The organism is Streptomyces sp. 8L, assembly GCF_020176795.1.
In the GTDB taxonomy this organism is placed as follows: Bacteria; Actinomycetota; Actinomycetes; order Streptomycetales; family Streptomycetaceae; genus Streptomyces.
This window is the reverse complement of record NZ_JAIUKE010000274.1, coordinates 1-16,819: the sequence shown is the minus strand read 5'-3', so window position 1 is coordinate 16,819 and position 16,819 is coordinate 1. Positions and strand designations below refer to the sequence as shown.

Genomic DNA, 16,819 nt, shown 5'->3' with positions numbered 1-16,819 from the left:
GCGTGAGGGCGCCCGCGGCCGGGAGGAGGTCGGCCGACCACACACAGGAACGGTCGACCACAAGCACGAACCGCCGCGCTCGCGCACCGCTCTCACGCCATCTGGCGGGGCAGCCGCAGCGCCAGCAACGCGGTCAGCGCCACGAGCCCCAGCTGGGTCAGCAGCGTCACGGCCAGCGCATGGCCCATGTGCGGCGATCCGGTGCCGGACAGGGTCAGGAACAGCGAGCCGAGCGTGGCCACGCCGAGCGCCAGCATCGACTGCTGCGTCGTGACCATCACGCCGCTGCCCACGCCCGCCCGCTCCGCCGGGACGTCGGAGAGCACGATCCGGAACAGGACCGGCAGCTGGAGGCCCTGGCCGAGCCCGGCGAGCGCGGTGCCCGGGAGCAGGGCGAGGGTTCCGAGCGAGGGCCAGTCCCGCCACACCTGGTACGCCAGGAGCGCGAGGCCGAGGGCTTGCAGCACGCCGCCCAGCGCGACGACCCGGCTGCCGAGCCTGAGGACCAGCCGGGGCCCGGACAGCGACGCCGCGAAGAAGCCCACGGCGAGCGGCACCAGCGCCACGCCCGCCGCCACGGCGCCCATGCCGAGGCCCTGCTGGAGGGCGACGGTGAAGACGAACATGAAGCCGCCGAAGCCGATCGAGAACGGGACGATCAGAACGAGCCCGCGGCGCAGCGGGACCAGCTGGAACAGGCTCGGCGGCACCAGCGGCGTACGGCCCGCGCGGTCGGCGCGCCGCTCCACCTGGTAGAGCGCGTACGCCAGGAACGGGAACGCGGCGAGCGACACCCACGTCCAGGCCGGCCAGCCCGAGGCGCGGCCCTCCGTCAGCGGGAGCAGCAGCGAGGTCAGGGACGCGGCGAGCAGGGCCGTGCCGGGCACGTCGATCGGCGCGGGGGCCTGCGAGCGGGTCTCCGGCACGCTGCGGACGGCGAGGAACAGGCCGACGAGTGCGACGGGGACGTTCACCAGGAAGATCGCGCGCCAGCCGGAGCCGCCGATGTCGGCCGCGACGAGCACACCGCCGAGTATCTGGCCCGCGACCATGGAAAGGCCCGCCGTCGCGCCGTACATGGACAGCGCCCGCGCGCGGCGGTGGCCCGTCGTGGAGGAGTGGATGGTGGCGAGGACCTGCGGGAGCATCAGGGCCGACGCGGCGCCCTGCGCGACCCGCGCGCCGACCAGGGACCAGGCGTCGGGCGCGAGGCCGCAGGCGAGCGAGGTGAGGCCGAAGGCCGCCATGCCCGCGATGAACAGCCTGCGGCGGCCGAACATGTCGCCGAGCCGGCCGCCGAGGACGAGCAGGACCGCGTAGCTGAGCCCGTACCCGGCGACGACGAGCTCCAGGACGGCGGGGCTCGCGTCGAGGTCGTGCTCGATGGTGGGCAGGGCGACGTTGACGATGAAGAAGTCGATGAGCGGGAGCGCCGCGCCGAGCAGCACCGTGAACAGGCCGAGCGGGCCGAGGACGGAGCCGTGGTGGTGGACGACCGCACCGTCGCCCGCCCCGGGGGCGCCAGAACCGCCGGGGGCGGCCGGGGCCCCCGCCGCCTCTGTGGTGATCGCGGGGCCGGCCGTTCCGGATACGGCTGGGGTGGATGCCTTGGTCATGGCACCGACGATCACTCACCGCGCAGACAGGTACCAGAGTGTCTTTATCCTGGTACAAGAACTACCTGGTAACAGGGTGAGCGGTGGGGGAGACTGCACTCTATGGCGACGACCACGACGACGGCGGGCACGGAGACCGACACGCGGACGGCGACAGGGACGGAAGCCGGCCCGAGGACGGCGGCGTCCGCGGCGACCCGCGCGGGAGCGGCGGACCCGAAGAGCGCGGCGTCCGTCCCGACCACGGCGAAGGCGGCCCGCGGCGACGAGGGACACCAGGCTCCGGACGTCCGGCGCAGGGAACTCGCCGAGTTCCTCCGCAGCCGCCGCGAGCGCATCACGCCGCAGCAGGTCGGCCTGGCGCCCGGCACCCGGCGCCGTACCCCCGGGCTGCGGCGAGAAGAGGTCGCGTACCTGTCGGCGGTCGGCGTCACCTGGTACACGTGGCTGGAGCAGGCCCGCGACATCCAGGTCTCCGCGCAGGTGCTGGACGCGCTGGCGCGCGCCCTGCTGCTCGACCCGGTGGAGCGCGGGCACCTGTTCGCGCTGGGCGGCACGGTCGACCCGGACCCGACGACACCGTGCCCGCAGGTGACGCCCGCGCTGCGCGCCATGCTGGAGCAGCTGGAGCCGTTCCCCGCGAGCATCCAGAACAGCCGCTACGACATCCTCGCGTACAACAGCACGTTCGGGGTGATGATGCGCGACCTCGACGCGCTGGCGCCCGCGGACCGCAACTGCCTGTGGCTCGCCTTCACCGACGCCGAGTGGGGAGCGGCGCTCGTGAACCGGGAGAAGGCCAGGCGCGCCATGGCCGCCAAGTTCCGCGCCTCGATGGCGGAGCATCTCGGCGACCCGGCGTGGAAGGCGCTGCTGGCCAGGCTGCGCGGCGCCTCGGAGGAGTTCCGCGAGATCTGGGACCGGCACGAGGTCGAGGTGAACACGGGCCTGAGCAAGCGTTTCGACAACGCGGTGGTGGGCCGGCTGCGGCTGGAGCAGACGCCGCTGTGGCTGGGCCCCAAGACGGGCGCCACGCTGGTCGGCTACACGCCGGCGGACGAGGAGACCCGCGAGCGCCTTGAGCGGCTGCACGCCTACGCGCGGGAGCTGCGGGCGGGCTCCAGGCCGTCCGGTGCCCCGCGTGGCGCGCGGGAGTTCGCCGAGGTCTGAGCCGAGGTCTGAGCCACGGGCGGAGCGCTCGGGCCCGTGGCCGCCACGCCCGGCTCCCACGCCCCGGTATCTCTCCCGGGCGCCACTCGCTCTGATCGCGCCGGTCGCCCCGGTCGCGCCGTCAGAGAGCCCGCGACGAGCCGGTGCCGGCCGACGCCGACGCGGGCGGTGCCTCCTGTTCCCGCTCGAAGAGCGCCGCCGCGCGCTGCGCGCCCCGCCGCGCCCAGTCCCCGCTGGTGGCGATGCCCAGGACCAGCACCGCGAGGCCGCACGCCGTCAGAATCCACCAGCCGGGGCGGGCCGCGTCGGTGAAGTCGTGGACGTACGAGGCGGCTGCCCTGCCAGGACCCGAGGACGCGCCGACGCCGCCCGCGAGCACCGCGCCGAGCACGGCCACGCCCAGGGTCGAGCCGATCTGGCGGCTGGTGGAGGCGACGGCAGCCGCGACACCCGCCTGCGAGCGCGGCATGCCGGAGACGGCGGTGTTGGTGATCGGCGCGTTCACCCAGCCGAACCCGAAGCCGAACAGCACGTACCCGAGGAACAGCAGCGGAGTGTGCGCCTCCGCGTCGAACAGGGCGAACAGCAGGCCGCTCAGCGTCATCCCCACCCCCGCGACGACCAGGGAGGGGCGCGGGCCCCGGCTGCCGACGAGCCGGCCGGACAGCGGCGCGCAGACGCCCGTCACGGCGGCCATCGGCAGCAGGTAGAGGCCCGCGTGCAGGGCGCTCAGGTTCCGCGCCTCCTGGAGGTAGAGGGTGTTCACGAACAGGAAGCCGCCGAGTGCGGCGAACGCGCACACCGCGATCACCGTCGCGCCGCTGAACGGAGGGCTGCGGAAGAACCGCAGGTCGATCAGGGGCTCGGGGCGCCGCGGCTCGTACACCAGCAGGGCGGCCAGGCTCACCACGGCCAGGCAGATCAGGCCGATGATCAGCGGTGAGGTCCAGCCCGCGGACGGCTCCTCGATGATCGTGGACGTCACACCGGCCAGCACGCCGATGACCAGCAACTGGCCCACCGGGTCGGGCCTGCGCGCCTTCGCGGCCCGCGACTCGGGCACGAACTTCCAGGTCAGGATGAGCGCGGCGATGCCGATCGGGAGGTTGACCCAGAAGATCGAGCGCCAGCCGACCGAGTCCACCAGCAGCCCGCCGACCAGCGGCCCCGCCGCCATGGACAGGCCGACGACGCCGCCCCACACGCCGATGGCCCGGGCCCGCTCCCGAGGGTCGGTGAAGGTGTTCGTGATGATCGACATGGCGACCGGGTTGAGCATCGAGCCGCCGATGGCCTGCATCATCCGGAAGATGACCAGCGTCTCCAGATTGGGCGCGACCGAGCACAGCGCGGAACCGAGGGTGAAGATCACCAGGCCGGTCTTGAAGACGCGGCGCCGGCCGATCCGGTCGGCCGTGGAGCCCGACAGCATCAGGAGGGAGGCGAGGACGAGGGTGTACGCGTCGATGGTCCACTGCAGTCCTGAGACGCTGGCGTGCAGCTCCTTCTGCATGGAGGGCAGGGCGACGTTGAGGACGGTGTTGTCGAGGCTGACGATCAGCAGGCTCATGCAGCAGATCGCCAGCACCAGCATCCGCCGTCGGCGGCTGAGCTCGGGCATACATCGATAGTACGCAAAACTAATGACCTGGCCGGACCGGGCACCCGGTTCGCGGCGGGGCACCGCGCGCGGTACGCGACAATGGGCGCATGACCACCGAGACCCCCACCGCGACCACGCCTGCAGAGAGGGCGGCCGCGCGGCTGTCCGTCGGGCCGTATGCCGTAAGGCCTCCGGTGGTTCTGGCGCCCATGGCCGGAATCACCAACGCGCCCTTCAGGACGCTGTGCCGGGAGTTCGCGGGCGGCAAGGGCCTCTTCGTCAGTGAGATGATCACCACACGCGCACTGGTCGAGCGCAACGAGAAGACCATGCAGCTGATCCGCTTCGACCCGGGCGAGACGCCCCGCTCGATCCAGCTCTACGGCGTCGACCCGGTCACCGTCGGCAAGGCGGTCCGGATGATCGCCGACGAGGACCTCGCCGACCACATCGACCTCAACTTCGGCTGCCCGGTGCCCAAGGTCACCCGCAGGGGCGGCGGCTCCGCCCTCCCGTACAAGAGGCCGCTGCTGCGCGCGATCCTGCACGAGGCCGTGTCCAACGCGGGCGCCCTGCCCGTGACGATGAAGATGCGCAAGGGCATCGACGCGGACCACCTCACGAGCCTCGACGCCGGCCGGATCGCCGTGGACGAGGGCGTCACCGCGATCGCCCTGCACGGCAGGACGGCGGCCGAGCACTACGGCGGCACCGCCGACTGGGACGCGATCGCCCGCCTCAAGGAGCACGTGCCGGAGATCCCCGTGCTCGGCAACGGCGACATCTGGTCGGCACAGGACGCCCTGCGCATGGTGCGCGAGACGGGCTGCGACGGCGTGGTCGTCGGCCGCGGCTGCCTCGGGCGGCCCTGGCTCTTCGCGGACCTGGTGGCCGCGTTCGAGGGCACGGGCGAGCCCACGCGCCCCACGCTGCGCCGGGTCGCGGAGGTCATGCACCGGCACGCGCGGCTGCTGGGGGAGTGGCTGGGCGACGAGACGCGCGGCGTGGTCGACTTCCGCAAGCACGTCGCCTGGTACCTGAAGGGCTTCGCGGTCGGCTCCGAGTCGCGCAGGCAGCTCGCGGTGACCTCGTCCCTCGCCCAGCTGGACGAGCTGCTCGCCGGGCTCGACCTGGACCAGCCCTGGCCCGCCGGTGCCGACGGACCGCGCGGGCGGACGTCGGGCAACAACCGCGTGGTGCTCCCCGACGGCTGGCTGAAGGACCCGTACGACCGCGCGGGCGTCGACGCGAGCGCGGAACTCGACACGTCGGGCGGCTGAGCCGCGGGCCGCCCGCCGCGCGCGGGTCAGGCCCCGGCCCGCGGGGACGCCGAGTTCAGCCGGGCCGCCCTGTGCCGGTTCAGCCCGCGCCCCGTACGCCGTTTCGGCCCGTACGCCGGTTCAGCCCGTGCCCCGTACGCCGGTTCAGCGCCCGCTCGTGTGGTAATCGTGCCGGTACGCCGGTGAACCTCCGGCGTACCGCGACCGAGAGGGACCACGATGGAGTACCGGCAGCTCGGACGGTCCGGCTTGCGCGTCTCCGTGCTTTCCATGGGCACCATGACGTTCGGCGGCAGGGACCAGTTCGGCAACCTCGGCAACACGGACGTGGCGGGTGCCAAACGGCAGATCGACATGTGCCTGGACGCCGGTGTGAACCTGATCGACACCGCCAACATGTACTCGGCGGGGGCGTCCGAGGAGATCGTCGGCAAGGCCCTCGCCGGCCGCCGCGACCGGGTGCTCATCTCCGACAAGGTCCGGATGAAGATGGGGGAGGGCCCCAACGAGCAGGGCCTGTCCCGCCAGCACATCCTGGAGCAGGTGGAGGCCAGCCTGCGCCGCCTCGGCACGGACCACCTGGACATCTACCACGTGCACGAGTGGGACGGTCAGACCCCGCTGGAGGAGACCCTCGAAACACTGGACACCCTGGTGCGCTCCGGCAAGGTCCGCTACCTCGGCGTCTCCAACTACTCGGGCTGGCAGCTGATGAAGGCGCTCGCCGTCGCCGACGCCCACGGCTACCAGCGGTTCGTCAGCAACCAGATCTACTACTCGCTGGAGTCGCGGGACGCCGAGTACGAACTCGTACCGCTCTCCCTCGACCAGGGCCTCGGCATCATGGTCTGGAGTCCGCTGGCGGGCGGGCTGCTGTCCGGCAAGTACCGGCGCGGGCAGCAGGCGAGCGAGGGCCGCCACCTCACGGAGTGGAGCGAGCCGCCCGTACGCGACGAGGAGAAGCTGTACGACACCATCGAGACGGTCGTCGACATCGCGTCCGCCCACGGGGTCGCTCCGGCACAGGTCTCCCTCGCCTACCTGCTCGCGAAACCGGCCGTCACCTCGCTCGTCATCGGGGCGCGCACGGACGAGCAGCTGGCCGGCAACCTGGGCGCGGCCGAGGTGTTCCTCTCGCCCGAGGACGTCGACCGGCTCGACAAGGTCAGCGCGCCCGAACTGATCTACCCCCACTGGCACCAGGCGGCCGCCGCGTCGGACCGCTTCGGCGCACCGGACCGCGCCCTGCACGGTCCCGCCCGCTGAGGCACCGCGAGGCACCGCGCCGGGCCCCCGCACCCCGCGCGGGGGCCCGCGCGGCCCGTGCCCCGCCCCGCGCTAGCGTGGCGGTGACGAGGGGAGGGGCGCCATGGAGCGGGTGAGGCTGTGGTGGAAGCCCGTACTGGCCTGTGTGGTGGCGGTGTTCGGGGCGATGTCGCTGGCCGGAGTGGTCAAGACGGTGGTCGAGGGGCACTTTGAACTCGCCGGTCTGCGGGCACACGGCGCACACGCCGCGGGCAACGCCCTCGTCATGACGGACTGCGGTGGCACCCGCCGTTCGTACTCCTGCGACACGTCCGCGGTGTGGTTGGACTTCACCGACGCGCACCACCACAGGCAGATGGTGCGCGAGAAGGAGATCGCGTCCGACCTGTACGAGCCGCACGGCAAGCGGGACGCGGAGCTGAATGTGGCGACGACGGTCGTCTACGACCCGGCGGACCCGGACGACGCGCAGCCGGCCGGAGCGGTCGAGCAGAGCGTCCTGGACCTCGCACGCCACAACCTGTCCACCCTCGTCATCACGGTGCTGATGGCCGCGATCGGGGCGTGTGTCGCCCTCGGGTCCTGGCCCGACCGCAGGGCCAGGGCGGACGCGGCGGCAGCCGTGGAGGCCCGCCGGGAAGCATGGCTCGACGCGTGGCGGCGTGAGATGGACGAGAGCGACGAGGCGGTCCGCCGGGCGCGGAGCGAGGCCGCCTGCCCCGGGCGGGAACCCGGCGAGGAAGCGAGTGAGGAAGCGGGCGGCGGGGCCTGAGGCCCTGTCCGCGCCGAGCGGCCGGCCAGGACCTTCAGTATCGCCCGGCGTGGCTCTCAGTGCCACTTCGAGTTTGTGCGCGGCGCGGGGGCCCGACGGCGCCGCGTCGACCGCTTGGCGCGACGCGACCCGATCTGACCGGTGATTTCAGGCCGCCAAGTGGGTGATATTCGCCACGTATGATTCACGGTTTGCTCGGATGAGCGCCGAGGGGCTGTCTGCGAGTCCGGAAGGGGTGGCACCCCCCACACCCCCCCCCCCCCCCCCGCCCGGGGGGGGGGGGGGGGCGCGCCGTACCCGCCCTCGCCTGCGCGGTGGCCGCCCTCGGCCTGATCTGCCGTGCGGTGGTGACCCTCGCCAGGGCTTCCGCACACACCTGAGGCCGCGCCGCCCGCGCCGGCCCACCGCCCCGGTCCCCGTGACCCCGAACCCACCGACCGCCCGATTTCCAGCAACCCCGTGACGGCACACGCCCGTTGCCCGACGCCGAGCCGCCACCCCCGCCCTCAAGGATCACGCTCGAAGATCCGCACCCTCAAGGAGACGACCCACCATGACCCCGCAATCCCGACGTCAGGCCCAGCCGGCCGCCCGGCAGAGAGGGGAGGAGGCACGATGAGGGTCCTGCTGCTCGGTGCCAACGGCTTCCTCGGCCGCTTCGTCGCCGACCGCCTGCTCGCCGACCCCGCGGTGCACCTGACCGCGCTCGGCAGGGGGGACGACGCCGACGTACGGTTCGACCTCGCGGGCGGCAGTCCCGGAGCGCTCACCCGCTTCATGGACGCGGTGCACCCGGGCGTCGTGATCAACTGCGCGGGCTCGACCCGCGGCGGTGCCCGCGACCTGATCCGCCACAACACCGTCTCGGTCGCGACCGTGTGCGAGGCGCTGCGGCGCAGCGGCTGCGGCGCCCGGCTCGTCCAGATCGGCTGCGCCTCCGAGTACGGGCCCTCGCAGCCCGGCTCGTCCACGGCCGAGGACGCGATGCCCCGGCCCGGCGGCCCGTACGGGGTGAGTAAGCTCTCCGCCACCGAGCTGGTGCTCGGCTCCGGGCTCGACGCCGTCGTGCTGCGGGTGTTCTCGCCGGTCGGGCCCGGGACGCCCGCGGGCTCCCCGCTCGGCCGGCTCGCCGAGGCGATGCGCCGCGCCATGCAGGCGGGCGATCCCGAGCTCAAACTCGCCGGGCTCGGCGTGCAGCGCGACTTCGTGGACGTGCGGGACGTCGCGCGCGCCGTGCACGCCGCGTCGCTCTCCGCCGCCCAGGGCATCGTCAACATCGGTACGGGCAGGGCCGTCAAGCTCAGGGACGCGGCCGCCGTGCTGGCCAGGGTCGCCGGGTACGCGGGCGCGCTCAACGAACTGGACGCGCCCCCGCCGGGCGCCGGGCGCCCCCACACGCACGGCCCGATCGGCGCTCCGCGCGGCGAGCCCGCGGTGGAACACCTGGGCGTCGGCCCGTTCCCGTACCCCGACGGCTGCGGACCCTGGCAGCAGGCCGACGTCCGTACCGCGCGCGACCGGCTCGGCTGGCGGCCCAGGATCGGGCTCGAGGAGTCGCTCGCGGACATCTGGATGGAGGCGGCGTGCCGCATCTGACCAGTACGGGACGGCGGCGTGCCGGCACCGGCGCGGCGCGTACAGGCTTCGGCGTGCCGGGGTACGCGCACCCGCTGCTCGCGCCCGCGGAGTGGGCCGAACTCACGCGGCCCGGCACGCCGTTGCACTGGGCGGTGCTCAATGTCGCGGACGGTCCCGGCACCCGGCCCGACCCGCACTGCCTGGAGGCGGCGGGCCGGCTCACCAACGCCGGGGTGCGGGTGCTCGGGCATCTGGACCTCAAGCGCGGCGCGTACAGCTTCGCCGACCTCGTCTGCGACGCGCAGCGGTACGTCGACTGGTACCGCGTCGGCGGCTTCTATCTGGACCGGGCGCCCGGCGACCGGAGCGACCTGGCCGGAGTGAGAAGGCTCACCGCGACGCTGGAGGCCGTGCTCGACGGCGGCCACGTCGTGCTCGGCCACGGCGCCCACCCGTACGCCGGGTACGCCGAGGCCGCCGACCAGTTGGTGACGTACTCCGGCACGTGGAGCGAGTACCGCTGGTCGCAGGCGCCGCAGTGGACAGCGGGCTACTCCCCGGAGCACTTCGTCCACTGGGTGCACGGCGTGCCGCGCACCCACCTGGACGAGGCGATGCGGATCGCGCGCTGGCAGGGCGCGGGCACGATCTTCTTCACCGATCGCTCGGGCCCGGGCGGCGCCGGGGAGGCGTTCGCGGGGCTGCCCGGGTACTGGGACGAGATCGTCTCGCTCGTCGGACCGGGTATCTCGGAATGAGAAAGCCCGTGGCACTGTTACAGGGAGAACACGTTAGAGAATGACCTACCCCTGTAGAGGTCCCTGTGTCGTTGCCCCCCTTGGTCGAGCCCGCGGAAGGGCTCACCGTTGACGAGGTCCGCAGGTACTCCCGTCATCTGATCATCCCCGATGTGGGAATGGACGGGCAGAAGCGGCTGAAGAACGCGAAGGTGCTGATCGTGGGCGCCGGTGGACTCGGTTCCCCGGCGCTGATGTACCTGGCGGCAGCCGGTGTCGGCACGCTCGGCATCGTGGAGTTCGACGAGGTCGACGAGTCGAATCTCCAGCGCCAGATCATCCACAGCCAGGCCGACATCGGCCGGTCCAAGGCCGAGTCCGCGAAGGACTCGATCAAGGGCATCAACCCGTATGTGAACGTGGTCCTTCACGAGGAGCGGCTCGAAGCCGAGAACGTGATGGACATTTTCGCTCAGTACGACCTGATCGTGGACGGGACGGACAATTTCGCCACCCGTTATCTGGTCAACGACGCCTGTGTGCTGCTGAACAAGCCGTACATCTGGGGTTCGATCTACCGCTTCGACGGCCAGGCCAGCGTGTTCTGGTCCGAGCACGGGCCGTGCTACCGCTGCCTGTACCCGGAGCCGCCCCCGCCGGGCATGGTGCCGTCGTGCGCCGAGGGCGGCGTGCTGGGCGTGCTCTGCGCGTCCATCGGGTCCATCCAGGTCAATGAGGCGATCAAGCTGCTCGCTGGCATCGGCGAACCGCTGGTCGGCCGTCTGATGATCTACGACGCCCTGGAGATGCAGTACCGCCAGGTGAAGGTCCGCAAGGACCCGAACTGCGCGGTCTGCGGCGAGAACCCGACGGTCACCGAGCTGATCGACTACGAGGCGTTCTGCGGCGTCGTGTCGGAGGAGGCCCAGGAGGCGGCGGCCGGTTCGACGATCACTCCGAAGCAGCTCAAGGAGTGGATCGACGACGACGAGAACATCGAGATCATCGATGTCCGCGAGCCGAACGAGTACGAGATCGTGTCGATCCCGGGCGCGAAGCTGATCCCCAAGGACCAGTTCCTGATGGGCGACGCGCTGGAGACCCTGCCGCAGGACAAGAAGATCGTCCTGCACTGCAAGACGGGTGTCCGCAGTGCGGAGGTGCTCGCGGTCCTGAAGTCCGCGGGCTTCGCCGACGCCGTGCACGTCGGCGGCGGCGTCATCGGCTGGGTGAACCAGATCGAGCCGAGCAAGCCGATCTACTAGGCCGAGCCGAGCAGCAGGCCGATCTACCAGGTCGCCCGAGCAGCAGGCCGATCTCCTGGGTCGAGCCGGGCAAGCCGATCTCCCGGGGAGTGCCCCGGCCCGGTCGGCGGACGTCCGGGATCGGTGTTCACGGCAGGAGAGGGCCGGTTCGCGCGCGGAGCGCGAGCCGGCCCTCCGGCGTTCCCGGGGCCCCTGCTCGGCCGAGCCCCGCTCAGCGGCAGACCGTACCCGCCGCGGGCAGCTTGCCGTCGAGGAGATAGCTGTTGACCGTGCGCTGCACACAGGCGCTGCCGCTGTCGTACGCGCCGTGGCCCTGCCCCTTGTACGTCAGCTCGACCGCGACGCCCTTGCCGAGCGCCTTCTCCATCGCCCTGGCCCCCTCGTAGGGCGTCGCGGGGTCGCCCGTGTTGCCGACCACGAGGATGGGGGCGGAGCCGGGCGCGCTCACGTCCGGGTGCTCCCACCGGCCGGGCACCGGCCACTTGGTGCAGCTGAGCATCCCCCAGCCGAGCAGCTCGCCGAAGACGGGGGACGCCTTGCGGAACTCCGGCAGGCTCTGCCGGGTCTCGTCCACGGTGGGGCGCTGCTTGGAGTCGAGGCAGTTGACGGCGGCGTTGGCGGCCTGGGTGTTGCTGTAACGGCCGTGTTCGTCGCGGCCGTTGAGGGAGTCGGACAGGGCGAGCAGGAGAGCGCCGTTGCCGCCGTGCGCCTCGTCGAGGCCCTGTTCGAGCAGCGGCCAGAAGTCCTTGGAGTACAGGGCCTCCACCACGCCGTTGGTGCCCTCGGTCTGGGTCAGTCTCCGGGTGCCGATGCCGGTGATCGGGTGGGCGTCGAGGCCCTTGAGCAGCTTGACGATGAAGGCCTCCACCTCCGCGGGCGTGGAGCCCGGCAGCCGGCAGGCGTCGCCGCGCGCCACGCAGTTCTTCGCGAAGTTGTCGAGCGCGAGCTGGAAGCCCTTGGCCTGGCCGAGCGCGCCCTGTTCCGCGTTCTGCGTGGGGTCGACCACACCGTCGAAGACCGCCCTGCCGACATGCCGGGGGAAGAGGTGCGCGTAGACGCCGCCGAGCTCGGTGCCGTACGAGATGCCGAAGTAGTACAGCTTCTTGTCGCCGAGCACCTGCCGCATCAGGTCCATGTCGCGGGCCGCCTCCGTCGTGCCGACGTGCGGCAGTTGGCGGGCGGAGTGCTGCTCGCACGCGGCGGCGTACGCGCCGAGGCCCGCCAGGTACGCCTTCTGCTCCGCCGCCGTGTCGGGCGTGGAGTCCTGCGCGTAGAACGCGTCGAGCCGCTTGTCGCTCTCGCACTCGACGGGGTCGCTGTCGCCGACCCCCCGCGGGTCGAAGCTGACCAGGTCGTACCGGGCCCGCAGTTTCTCGTAGTCCTTCGCGAAGGACGGCAGGCCGGTGATGCCCGAGCCGCCGGGGCCGCCGAAGTTGAAGATGAGCGAGCCGATGCGGTGCTTCTCGTCGGTGGCCTTGGCCCGGATGAGGGCGAGGGGGACGGTGCCCGACGAGCGGTGCGCGTAGTCGAGCGGCACGAACATGGTGGCGCACTGCCAGCTCACCCCGCCGGGCAGTGGCGACGGCGAGGGCCCGCCGCCCTGCGCCACGCTGGGGGTGGGGCAGGGCCGCCAGTCGAGCTTCTGCGCACCGAGGTCGGCCGTCGCCGCGGGCGAGGCCACGGAGGAGCCCGTGGAAGAGGCTCCGGAACTGCTGCTTCCGGCGCTGGAGCAGCCGGCGAGGGCGACGAGAGCGAGAGCGGACACGGCGGCGACCAGGGATCTGCGCATGACCCCATGCTGGTGCCGCGTCCCTGCCCCCGCCCGTGGCCACGGTCCAAGCGGGTGGCGGGTCCGCCGCCCGCGCGGCACGGCCGCGCCCGTGCTTCAGCCGCTCCACCCGCGCGGGCGCGCGGTCAGAGCGAGCCTCTGCGGGTGAGTTGGCTGAAGCAGAACCAGCCCGGCAGCACCGGCAGCCACAGCGTCATCAGGCGGAACAGCAGTACGGCGGGCGCCGCCACCTCCTTCGGCAGCCCCACCGCCAGCAGTCCCAGCGTCAGCGCACCGTCGATGGCGCCCACGCCGCCCGGGGTCGGCGCGGCGGAGCCGATCGCGTTGCCCGCGAGGAAGACCACCGCGATGCTCGCGTAGCTCAGCTGCTGGTGGCCGTCGTCGAACGCGCGGATCGACGCGTCCAGGCACATCACGAACAGGCCCGTCAGCAGCAGCTGCCCGCCGATGCCCGTGGCCAGCTTCACGGGCTGCTGGAGCACGTCCAGCATGCGCGGCACGACGCCGGCGAACAGCGACCGCAGCCGGGTCGACACCCACTTGCGCAGGAACGGGATCGCCGTCACCACCAGCACCAGCACCGCGACCGTCAGCAGACCCGCGATCACCGTCCTGGACGGTGTCAGCGACGTCGTCTTCTCCGTGCCCGTCAGATAGCCGAACGCCGCGAGCAGCACGATGTGCGCCCCGAGTCCGAACAGCTGCGACGCGCCCACACTGGCCACCGCGAGCCCCGGGCGTACGCCGGAGCGCTGGAGGAAACGCGTGTTCAGCGCCACACCGCCGACCGCCGCCGGAGCGACGATCTTCACGAACGACCCCGCGACCTGCGCCGACACCGTGCGCAGGAACGACACCCGTTCCGGCACGAAGCCGAGCAGGCTCATCGCCGCCGCCACGTACGACAGCCCGGAGAACGCGACCGCCGCCGCGACCCAGCCCCAGTGCGCCTCGCTGACGACCATGCTGAAGTCCAGCTGGGTGAGCTGCGACAGCAGGAAGTACGCGGCGATCGCCCCCGCGATGAACCCGACCAGGGTGCGCGGCCTGATCCGCTCGAGGCGCACCGGCTCGACCGGCGCCTGCGGCCTGATCAGCAGCACCTGCTTGCGGATCTGGGAGAGCAGATCCTCCTCGCGCGCCTCGTCGAGAGCGTCCTCTATGGCCCGCTTCTCGGCCTGCTTCTCCGCCCGCAGCGACTTCCGTACGGCCTTCTTGTCGCCGTCGGCCGTCGCCGCGCTCTCCGAGACCCGCCCCTTCTTGTTCGCGGTGGACGCTTCGAGGACGGCCTCCCGCTCCCGCTTCGCGCGCTCGCGCGCGAGCCGGCGCAGCGTCGCGCGGGTGGAGCGGCTCAGGGCGATCGGCTGGAGCAGCGGCAGGCAGTCCGCGATCGCGTCGGGGCCGAGCACCTCCACCGCCGCGGCGACCGAGCGCTCCGCGCCCACCCGCAGGCCGATCGTGGTGAGCAGCTGTGCCGTGTCCATCCGCAGCACGACGTCGCCCGCCGCGATCTCGCCGCCCCGCAGCTCCGTGAGGATGATCCCGCCCGCCCGGTCCACCAGCAGCGCGTCGCCGGACAGGCTGCGGTGCGCGATGCGCCGCGACTGGAGCGCGCGCACCTGCTCCCAGGCGCCGCGCATCAGCTCGTCGGTGATCTCGCCGTCCGTGAGCGTGTCGAGGGTGCGGCCGCCGAGGTGCTCGTACACGAGCATGACCGCGTCGGGGCCCAGCTCGGAGGTCGCGATGAGCTTCGGGGCGCGGGCGCCCGCGGCGATCGCCGCGTACGCCAGCAGCGCCTCCTGCTCCAGCGCCTGCCGCAGCGAGGGGATGGACCGGCGTGAGGTGATCGAGCGCAGCGTCAGCTGCCGCCACACCCGGTAGTAGAAGCCCTGCGCCTGCTGCTCGCGGTCGACCACCGTGACGTCGAGCGGCGGGCCGTCCTCCAGCGAGACGAAGTAGCGCCGCCCGCGGTCGCCCGCCTCGGCGGGCTCGGAGCCCGGCTCCTCCGCGCGCATCGCGCTGACCGGGCGGAACCCGACGCGGCGCAGGCCGGCCATGAGGGTCTGCCCGGTCGGCCGGACGTTGGGCGAGCCGACCGCGTAGAGGGTTCCGTACGCGACGGTCCAGCCGATCATCACGGTCAGCAGGATCGAGAACGGCGTGGTGTACCCGGCGACCAGCATGGCGAACGCGTCGAGCAGCAGCACCGCCCACAGCACCACCCGCCAGCGCGGTCTGCGGGCCATCCCCACGGCCGTCATATAGGCGATGACGGGCGCCAGATAGCCGTGCACCGGGTCCGTGGCGCCGTTGCCGATCTGCGGCCTGGTCAGCGCCTCCTGGAAGGCGTGCGGGGCCGCGCGCGCGACCCACAGGTCCGTGGCGAGGGTCACGCCGTGCGCGAGGACCGCGGCGAGCACGCCGTCCGCGATCCGCAGCCCGTCGCGTTTGATCAGCCGCTCGACGGCGAACGCGACCGGAACGAGCAGCACGGCGATGCTGGACAGCAGCCCGGCGAACTTCGCCAGCAGGTCGGGCGCCTGGAGCGTGCCCCGGTTGATGTCGTGTTCGAGGCCCGACGTGGTGCCGTGCGCGAACGCCGAGAGCAGCAGGATCAGCGCGATCGCGAGCAGGCCCACGAGCAGGCGCAGCAGGTCGGAGGGGCGGTGCACGCGTGCGGCGAGCAGCGGCTCGTCGCCCGAGACGCGGTCGGTGTGCGGGACGCCGTCCTCCTCGCAGACGGGCTCCGTCTCGGCACGCACGATCGCGGGGTCGTCGGTACCGGTGCCGGCGGTGCTGTCGGTGCCGTCCGTGCCGCCGGTGCCGGCCGTGCCGTCCGTGCCGCCGGGGTCCGGGGAGTACCCGGCGCCTCCTGCGTCTCCGGCCTCTCCTGCTTCGGAGGTGTCCCCGGCTGCGCTTGCGTTCCCGGCGGCGGGCACGTCGTCCTGCCCGGGACCGGTGCCGCGCCTGTCGGCCTTGCTGAGCCGCACCCTGCCGGAGTCGTCGCGCCACGGCGCGGCGCCGGAGTGGCCCCCGGCCGCGGGGGACTCCCCGGCCCGGCCTTCCGTCGCGTCCGTGTCTTCTCGATCTTGTATCACCAGTCACCGCCCGCACGATGGTGGCACGTGAGACCGGCGGACGGGGTCAAGAAAGAGCGTTGCGCGGACGGGGTCCGAGCAGGATGTGCGCCTTTGCCCCGGAACGCGCGCACTGCCTCCGTCCGCCGTGCCTGTCGGTGCCGTGGGGCAGGATGGGGGGAATGAGGCGCCAGCAGGGTGAGCGGGACCATGGAACGGGTGACGAGCCGTCGGAGGGATGGTCCGGCGCCGGAGAGCTGCCCGCGTACGCGGAGCGGGTGCTCGACGTCGCCGAGCTGATCCCGCCCGGTCGGGTGATGACGTACGGCGACATCGCCGAGTGGCTCGAAGAGGGCGGTCCGCGCCAGGTGGGCCGCGTCATGGCGCTGTACGGCGGCACCGTCGCGTGGTGGCGGGTGGTGCGTTCCGACGGCGGCCTGCTGCCGGGGCACGAGCTGCGCGCCCTCGACGCGTACCGCGCGGAGGGCACTCCCCTGCGGGAGGCGCCGCGCGCCGCCGAAGGGCATCTGCCCCGCCTCGACATGAAACGGGCCAGATGGGACGGCGGCGGAGCGGGGGGCGGCGGCGGGCCGGTGACGGGCCCCGAGGGCCGGAGGCAGTGCCGGGCCAGGGCCGGTGACGGGCCCTGGAGTCGGTGACGCGCTT

The 16,819-nt window shown here is 72.8% G+C and carries 12 protein-coding genes; 8 read left to right on the top strand and 4 right to left on the bottom strand.

Annotated features, from left to right (window positions below; translation table 11 throughout):
- Positions 1-92: 92 nt before the first annotated feature.
- Positions 93-1,616 carry an MFS transporter gene (locus LCE31_RS22290; RefSeq protein ID WP_225016837.1) on the bottom strand — a complete coding sequence of 508 codons (1,524 nt, stop codon included), beginning with the start codon at positions 1,614-1,616 and terminating at the stop codon, positions 93-95.
- Positions 1,617-1,718: 102 nt separating this feature from the next.
- On the opposite strand from LCE31_RS22290, the gene LCE31_RS22285 reads away from it, so the two are divergent.
- Positions 1,719-2,786 carry an MmyB family transcriptional regulator gene (locus LCE31_RS22285; RefSeq protein ID WP_225016835.1) on the top strand — a complete coding sequence of 356 codons (1,068 nt, stop codon included), beginning with the start codon at positions 1,719-1,721 and terminating at the stop codon, positions 2,784-2,786.
- Between the two features lie 121 nt (positions 2,787-2,907).
- On the opposite strand, the gene LCE31_RS22280 is transcribed toward LCE31_RS22285, so the two are convergent.
- Positions 2,908-4,407 carry an MFS transporter gene (locus LCE31_RS22280; protein ID WP_225016834.1) on the bottom strand — a complete coding sequence of 500 codons (1,500 nt, stop codon included), beginning with the start codon at positions 4,405-4,407 and terminating at the stop codon, positions 2,908-2,910.
- An 89-nt stretch (positions 4,408-4,496) separates the two neighbouring features.
- Here LCE31_RS22280 and dusB point away from each other — a divergent pair, with 89 nt between their 5' ends.
- The 6 genes from dusB to moeZ all read left to right on the top strand — a co-directional run bounded on the left by dusB (position 4,497) and on the right by moeZ (position 11,287).
- A complete protein-coding gene (gene dusB, locus LCE31_RS22275; RefSeq protein WP_225016833.1) occupies positions 4,497-5,669 on the top strand; it encodes a tRNA dihydrouridine synthase DusB in 1,173 nt (390 codons plus the stop codon).
- A gap of 219 nt (positions 5,670-5,888) precedes the next feature.
- On the top strand, positions 5,889-6,935 hold the full coding sequence (locus tag LCE31_RS22270) for an aldo/keto reductase (protein ID WP_225016832.1): 1,047 nt from the start codon (positions 5,889-5,891) through the stop codon (positions 6,933-6,935).
- A gap of 103 nt (positions 6,936-7,038) precedes the next feature.
- Positions 7,039-7,707 carry a hypothetical protein gene (locus tag LCE31_RS22265; protein WP_225016831.1) on the top strand — a complete coding sequence of 223 codons (669 nt, stop codon included), beginning with the start codon at positions 7,039-7,041 and terminating at the stop codon, positions 7,705-7,707.
- A 615-nt stretch (positions 7,708-8,322) separates the two neighbouring features.
- The gene (locus LCE31_RS22260) at positions 8,323-9,303 is read left to right on the top strand and encodes an NAD-dependent epimerase/dehydratase family protein (RefSeq protein WP_225016830.1); all 981 of its coding nucleotides are present in this window, start codon (positions 8,323-8,325) and stop codon (positions 9,301-9,303) included.
- A complete protein-coding gene (locus LCE31_RS22255; RefSeq protein WP_225016829.1) occupies positions 9,291-10,043 on the top strand; it encodes a spherulation-specific family 4 protein in 753 nt (250 codons plus the stop codon). The genes LCE31_RS22260 and LCE31_RS22255 overlap by 13 nt, the downstream gene beginning before the upstream one ends.
- A gap of 65 nt (positions 10,044-10,108) precedes the next feature.
- Positions 10,109-11,287, top strand: a complete 1,179-nt coding sequence (gene moeZ, locus LCE31_RS22250; RefSeq protein WP_225016828.1) for an adenylyltransferase/sulfurtransferase MoeZ — start codon at positions 10,109-10,111, stop codon at positions 11,285-11,287.
- A 211-nt stretch (positions 11,288-11,498) separates the two neighbouring features.
- On the opposite strand, the gene LCE31_RS22245 is transcribed toward moeZ, so the two are convergent.
- The gene (locus LCE31_RS22245) at positions 11,499-13,076 is read right to left on the bottom strand and encodes an alpha/beta hydrolase (RefSeq protein WP_225016827.1); all 1,578 of its coding nucleotides are present in this window, start codon (positions 13,074-13,076) and stop codon (positions 11,499-11,501) included.
- A gap of 125 nt (positions 13,077-13,201) precedes the next feature.
- Positions 13,202-16,174 carry a lysylphosphatidylglycerol synthase domain-containing protein gene (locus tag LCE31_RS22240; protein ID WP_225016826.1) on the bottom strand — a complete coding sequence of 991 codons (2,973 nt, stop codon included), beginning with the start codon at positions 16,172-16,174 and terminating at the stop codon, positions 13,202-13,204.
- 161 nt (positions 16,175-16,335) lie between these two features.
- Between LCE31_RS22240 and LCE31_RS22235 the strand changes: the two genes are divergently transcribed.
- Positions 16,336-16,812: an MGMT family protein gene (locus LCE31_RS22235; RefSeq protein WP_308042291.1), complete on the top strand. Its 477-nt coding sequence runs from the start codon at positions 16,336-16,338 to the stop codon at positions 16,810-16,812.
- Positions 16,813-16,819: the final 7 nt, after the last annotated feature.